The sequence below is a fragment of the Micromonospora sp. 15K316 genome, from assembly GCF_004348525.1.
Classification (GTDB): domain Bacteria; phylum Actinomycetota; class Actinomycetes; order Mycobacteriales; family Micromonosporaceae; genus Micromonospora.
Genome location: NZ_SMKG01000320.1, coordinates 1 through 5326, shown reverse-complemented (window position 1 = coordinate 5326; position 5326 = coordinate 1). Strand labels below are relative to the sequence as shown.

Here is a 5326-nt window from a genome sequence, read left to right as displayed (position 1 = left end):
GTCCCGCCCAGCGCGGAGAGCAGCAGCGACTCGGCCAGGAACTGGACGCGGACCTGCCCCCGGGTGGCGCCCAGCGACCGTCGCAGCCCGATCTCGGCCCGCCGTTCCAGCACCGAGATGACCATCGTGTTGGCCACCCCGACCCCGCCGACCAGCAGCGCCACCGCGCCGAGCCCGAGCAGCAGCCCGGTGAACGCCTCGTCGGTGGCCGCCGCGGCGGCGAGCGCCTCCGACGGACGCGACACCTGCACCTCCTCCGGCGCGCCCGGGTTCGCGGTCGCGCCGAGCACCGCCCGCACCGCCTCCACCGAGTTCTCCCGGGAACGGGTGTAGACCGTGGTCGGGTGCCCGTCGAAGCCGAGGTACGTCTCGGCAGCCGGCCAGCCCACCAGCGCGGAGCTGTCCAGCTCCGGCGCGAGCGGGGCCGGGGCGAGGATGCCGACCAGGGTGAACCAGCGACCGCCGAGGTACACCTGCACCTGTGGTCCGGCCGCACCCAGCCCGAGCCGCCGGGCCGCCGCGTCGCCGAGCACCACCGTCGGGTACCGCTCGGTCGCCGCGTTCAGCCAGGTGCCGCTGCGTACTGTCGCGCCGACCGTGGCGGGCAGGCCGAGCTGGGCGGCCCGGACGGCGATCCCACCCGTCTCACCGGACGGGATGCGGTCGCTGCGGTAGACCGCGGCGTCCGGCAGCTGTGCGGTGGCGGCGACGTCGGTGACCGGGCCGATCCGGCCGATCATCGCCACCGACTCGACCGGCAGCTGGGCCTGGTCACCGAAGATCGTGTTCCCGGGCGCGACGGTGAGCAGGTTGGTGCCGAGCCGGTCGAGCGTCCGGTCCAGGTCGGCGCGGGACGACGAGGAGATGCCGACCACGGCGACCATCGCCGCGATGCCGATCGCGATGCCCAGCGCGGAGAGGAACGCCCGCAGCGGCCGGGTACGCAGCCCCACCCCGCCGACCCGCAGCACGTCTCCCGCCCCGAGCCGGGCCGGGGTCAGGCGCGGCCGGGCCTCCGCCGGCACCGGCCGTTGCCGGGTCTCCGTCGCCATCAGGACGCCCCCGCCACGTTCGGCGCCGCCGGGTCGGCCACCACCCGGCCGTCGCGCATCCGCACCTCGCGGGGGAGCCCGGCGGCGATCTCCCGGTCGTGGGTGATCACCACGACCGTGGTGCCCGCCGCGTGCAGGTCGCGCAGGAGTGCGAGCACTCCCGCGCCGGCCACCGAGTCGAGGTTGCCGGTCGGCTCGTCGGCGAGCAGCACGGCCGGCTCCCCGACCACCGCCCGGGCCACCGCCACCCGCTGCCGCTCGCCGCCGGAGAGCTCGTGCGGGCGGTGCGTCAGCCGGTGGCCGAGCCCGACCCGGTCGAGTGCGGCCGCCGCCCGCCGCCGTCGTTCCCGTCGCGGCACCCCGGCGTAGAGCAGCCCGTCGGCCACGTTCTCCAGCACCGGCGTGCCGGCGGCCAGGTGGAACTGCTGGAAGACGAAGCCGATCCGGCGGGCCCGCAGCGCGGAGAGCTGCCGGTCCGGCAGGGCCGCCACGTCGTGGCCGTCGATCCGGACCCGGCCGGTGGACGGGCGGTCGAGCGTGCCGATCAGGTGCAGCATCGTCGACTTGCCCGAACCGGACGGGCCGACGATCGCCACCAGCTCGCCGTACCCGATCCGCAGCGAGACCTCGCGCAGCGCGGTCACCCCACCCGGGTAGGTCCGGCTGACCCGCTCCAGCACCACGGCGTCACCGGTCATGCCGGCGTCCCCACGGTCATGCCCTCGGCGAGGTCGGGCCCGCTCACCTCGACCCGGCCGCTCGCGAAGAGGCCGGTGGTGACCGCGACGATCCGGCTCCGCTCCCCCTCGACCAGCTCGACGCCGTACCCGCCCTCGGCCAGGGCGAGCAGGGCGGCCACCGGCACGGTGAGCACGTCGGGACGCTCCTCGGCGGTGAAGGTGACCTCCACGCTCGCCTGGTCGTACCCGGCGAGTTTCGCCGGGTCGGCGACCGAGACGGTGACCTCGACCTTCGTCTCGGCCTCGGCGGACTGCCCGGTGGCGCCGCCCGAGCCGGAGTCGACGACCGTCTGCGCGGACTCGATCCGGCCCGCGAGCGGGGCGCCGTCGGGCAGTCCGACGTTCACCGCGGCGCCCTTCTTCGCCAGCCGCTGGTCGTCCACGTCCAGCTCGACGGTGACCAGCCGGCTGGTGCCGGTGTACGTGAGCACGCCCTGACCGGGCTGCGTCAGGTCGCCGGTCGCGGCCTGGTGGCTCTCCACCCGCACCTCCCCCTCGGCGTAGCGGACGCGACCCGGATCCACCCGGCCGGTCTCGGGCAGCCCGAGCTTCTCCTGCCACTCCCGGACCGCGTCGGCGGTGCTGCCGGTGTACTCGTCGTCGACGGTGAACCCGGTGTGCCCGAGCGCGCGAAGGTTCCGTTCGAACTGCTCGACGTCCGCCCCCTCCACCCCCGGTTCGAGCACCCGGTACGCGGGCAGCGCTCCGTAGAGCAGCACCACCGGCTCGTCGTCCACCGCGTAGAGCCGGCCACCCCGCTTGATGACCGTGCCGGTCTCCGGTAACGCGGTGATCGTTCCGCCGAACCGGGCGTCGGCGACGTGAGCAGTGCCGTAGCCGAGTTCCCCGGTCACGGTCCGCGCGTCGGTAAGTGTCTGGCGGGCGACGGTGGCGGTGCCCGGCGGGCGGGTTCCGGCGGCCGCCGTACCCCGGTCGGTGCCGCCGAAACCCACCGCGGCCACCACGCCGGCGGCCGCCGCGACCGCGACGGCGGCGGTCAGCGCGAGGGTACGGAGCCGGAGTCGGCGTGCGCTCACCGTGCGGCCCCGAGGCGCTTCGGTGCGTACTGCCGGCACTTCTCCATCGCGGCCTTCACCTCTGGTCCCTTGACGTTCAGTTCGTCGAGCCGCAGCCGGATCCCGCCGTCCGGCTGCGGGTCCGGGAACTCGGGTACGCCGTTGGCCCGCATGCAGGCGGCGAGCTTGCGGGCCTGTTCGAGCTGGGCCGGGTCGAGCTTGAGCTTCTCCCCGCCGTTGGGCAGGTACTGGCGGCACTTCTCCATGGCCGCCTGCACCTTCTCCGGGTCGGTGCCCTTGCCGAACCGGAGCTTCAGCCCGCTGCCGGCCTCCGGGTCCGGCATCTCGATCCCGTTCTCCCGCATGCAGGCGGTGAACTTCAACCGTCGTTCGTCGTCGCTGAGCTGGGCCACCGGGGCAGCGGACGGCGGTGCCGCCCCGGGGCCACCGCCGGCGGTCGCCACCGTCGGCTCCTCACCCGACCCGCCGCAGCCCGCGACGCCCAGGGCGAGCAGCAGCGGCAGCGCGAGCAGTCCTCGTCGCATCACACGCTCCCTCTCCTCGGCCCGGCGCTCCGCCCGGCCGCTGCCCGCCAGTGGACGACATCCGGCGTATCCCGGGCGTAACCGCAGATGGTTACGCCGGCGTTATGCCGGCGCGCGGCACCATTGGGCGGGTGAGAGTGCTGGTGGTGGAGGACGAGAGCGTGCTCGCGGAGAGCATCGCCGAGTGGTTGCGCCGCGAGGCGTTCGCCGTGGACGTCGCGTACGACGGCGACGCCGCGCTGGAGCGGCTCGGCGTCAACGACTACGACGTGGTAGTCCTCGACCGTGACCTGCCGGTGGTGCACGGCGACGACGTGTGCCGGGCGATCGTCGACAGCGGCGGGGAGACCAGGGTGCTGATGCTCACCGCCGCGGCGGCCGTACGGGAGCGGGTCGCCGGCCTGGCGCTGGGCGCCGACGACTACCTGACCAAGCCGTTCGCGCTCGTCGAGCTCTCCGCCCGGGTGCACGCGCTGAGCCGGCGGGCCCGCCGGGCCGCCCCGCCCGTCCTGACCCGGGCCGGCATCGTGGTCGATCCGGCCCGCCGCGAGGTGCACCGGCAGGGCCGGTACGTGCCACTGGCCCGCAAGGAGTTCGCCGTGCTGATCGAGCTGATGCGGGCCGACGGCGCTGTCGTCTCGGCGGAGGAGCTGCTGGAACGGGTCTGGGACGAGCACATCGACCCGTTCACCAACGTGGTCCGCGTCACCGTCATGAAGCTGCGCCGCAAGTTGGGCGAGCCGCAGGTGGTCGAGACGGTCCCCGGCGTGGGATACCGGATAGCGTGAAGCGACTCTCCCTCCGGGCCCGGCTCACCCTGATCTACGGCGGGATCTTCCTGGTCGCCGGGCTGGTCCTGCTCGCGGTCACCTACGTGCTGGTCGACCAGAGCACCGCCACGCCGTTCGGGGTGGCGCTGCGCGACGTGAAGCCGATCGTCCAGGGGGTGGAGGGGAAGCTCAGCGGCGACCAGGCCGAGCAACTGCGGCTGATCGTCCGGAAGGTCCAGGGCGACGCGCGGAACCAGACGCTCGACTCGCTGCTCACCCAGGGCGGGATCGCGCTGGGCCTGGTCTCCGTGGTCGCGATCGCGTTCGGCTGGCTGGCCGCGGGCCGGGCGCTGCAACCACTGCACCAGATCACCGGGACCGCACGGCGGATCGCCGGCGCCGACGTGGCCGGCCGCGGGCTGCACGAACGCATCTCGCTCTCCGGGCCGGCCGACGAGGTACGGGAGCTGGCCGACACCTTCGACGAGATGCTGGAACGGCTGGACCGCTCCTTCGACGGGCAGCGCCGGTTCGTCGCGAACGCCTCGCACGAGCTGCGTACCCCGCTCGCCCTGAACCGGTCGCTGATCGAGCTGGCGGTGAGCCGGCCGGACGCCTCCGAGGACGTACGCCGGCTGGGCGAGTCGCTGCTGGCGGTGAACGAACGGCACGAGCGGTTGATCGACGGGCTGCTCACCCTGGCCGATTCGGAGCGGGAGTTGACCGCCCGCTCCCGGATGGACCTGGCCGACGTGGCCGACCACGTGCTGGACCAGACCGTCGGCGAGGGCGCCGGGCCCACCGTGACCCGGGAGCTGCGGCCGGCGCTGGTGGTGGGCGATCCGGTGCTGCTGGAGCGGCTCACCACCAACCTGGTGGAGAACGCGCTGCGGCACAACGTCCGAGCGGGCGGCCGGGTCCACGTGAGCACCGGCGTGCGGGACGGCCGCGCGACGCTGGTGGTGAGCAACACCGGTCCGACGGTGCCGAGCTACGACGTGGAGGCCATCTTCGAGCCGTTCCGCCGCCTCTCCGGCGAGCGGGTGGGCGGCGGTCGCGGCTTCGGGCTGGGACTCTCCATCGTCCGGGCGGTGGCGCGGGCGCACGGCGGCACGGTCTTCGCCCAACCGCGTGACGGCGGCGGGCTGGTGGTCACCGTACGACTCCCCGAGGCCCCGACCCTGTCTCCTATACACCTCTGAC

General features: G+C 74.4%; 6 protein-coding genes. 2 read left to right on the top strand and 4 right to left on the bottom strand.

The window, feature by feature from the left end; translation table 11 throughout:
• From E1211_RS30575 to E1211_RS30560, 4 genes are all read right to left on the bottom strand, one after another.
• The coding region (locus E1211_RS30575) for an ABC transporter permease (RefSeq protein ID WP_132353464.1) at positions 1–1052 on the bottom strand (1052 nt) is incomplete at its 3' end.
• Positions 1052–1750, bottom strand: a complete 699-nt coding sequence (locus E1211_RS30570) for an ABC transporter ATP-binding protein (protein ID WP_132353462.1) — start codon at positions 1748–1750, stop codon at positions 1052–1054. The genes E1211_RS30575 and E1211_RS30570, both read right to left, overlap by 1 nt.
• Entirely contained in the window at positions 1747–2829 is a 1083-nt protein-coding gene (locus E1211_RS30565) for a peptidoglycan-binding protein (protein ID WP_243709779.1), read from the bottom strand. The genes E1211_RS30570 and E1211_RS30565 overlap by 4 nt, the downstream gene beginning before the upstream one ends.
• Positions 2826–3353, bottom strand: coding sequence for a hypothetical protein (locus tag E1211_RS30560; protein WP_132353458.1), 528 nt, complete (start codon positions 3351–3353; stop codon positions 2826–2828). The genes E1211_RS30565 and E1211_RS30560 overlap by 4 nt, the downstream gene beginning before the upstream one ends.
• A 131-nt stretch (positions 3354–3484) precedes the next feature.
• On the opposite strand from E1211_RS30560, the gene E1211_RS30555 reads away from it, so the two are divergent.
• Positions 3485–4141, top strand: coding sequence for a response regulator transcription factor (locus E1211_RS30555; RefSeq protein ID WP_207915567.1), 657 nt, complete (start codon positions 3485–3487; stop codon positions 4139–4141).
• Complete coding sequence (locus E1211_RS30550; RefSeq protein ID WP_132353456.1) at positions 4138–5325, top strand: HAMP domain-containing sensor histidine kinase; 1188 nt, start codon at positions 4138–4140, stop codon at positions 5323–5325. Before E1211_RS30555 ends, E1211_RS30550 begins: the two co-directional genes overlap by 4 nt.
• The last annotated feature ends 1 nt before the right edge of the window (position 5326 follow it).

Excerpts from the sequence above, each read along its gene's own strand:
- E1211_RS30570 (WP_132353462.1), bottom strand. The coding sequence starts at position 1,750 with ATGACCGGTGACGCCGTGGTGCTGGAGCGGGTCAGCCGGACCTACCCG.
- E1211_RS30560 (WP_132353458.1), bottom strand. The coding sequence starts at position 3,353 with ATGCGACGAGGACTGCTCGCGCTGCCGCTGCTGCTCGCCCTGGGCGTC.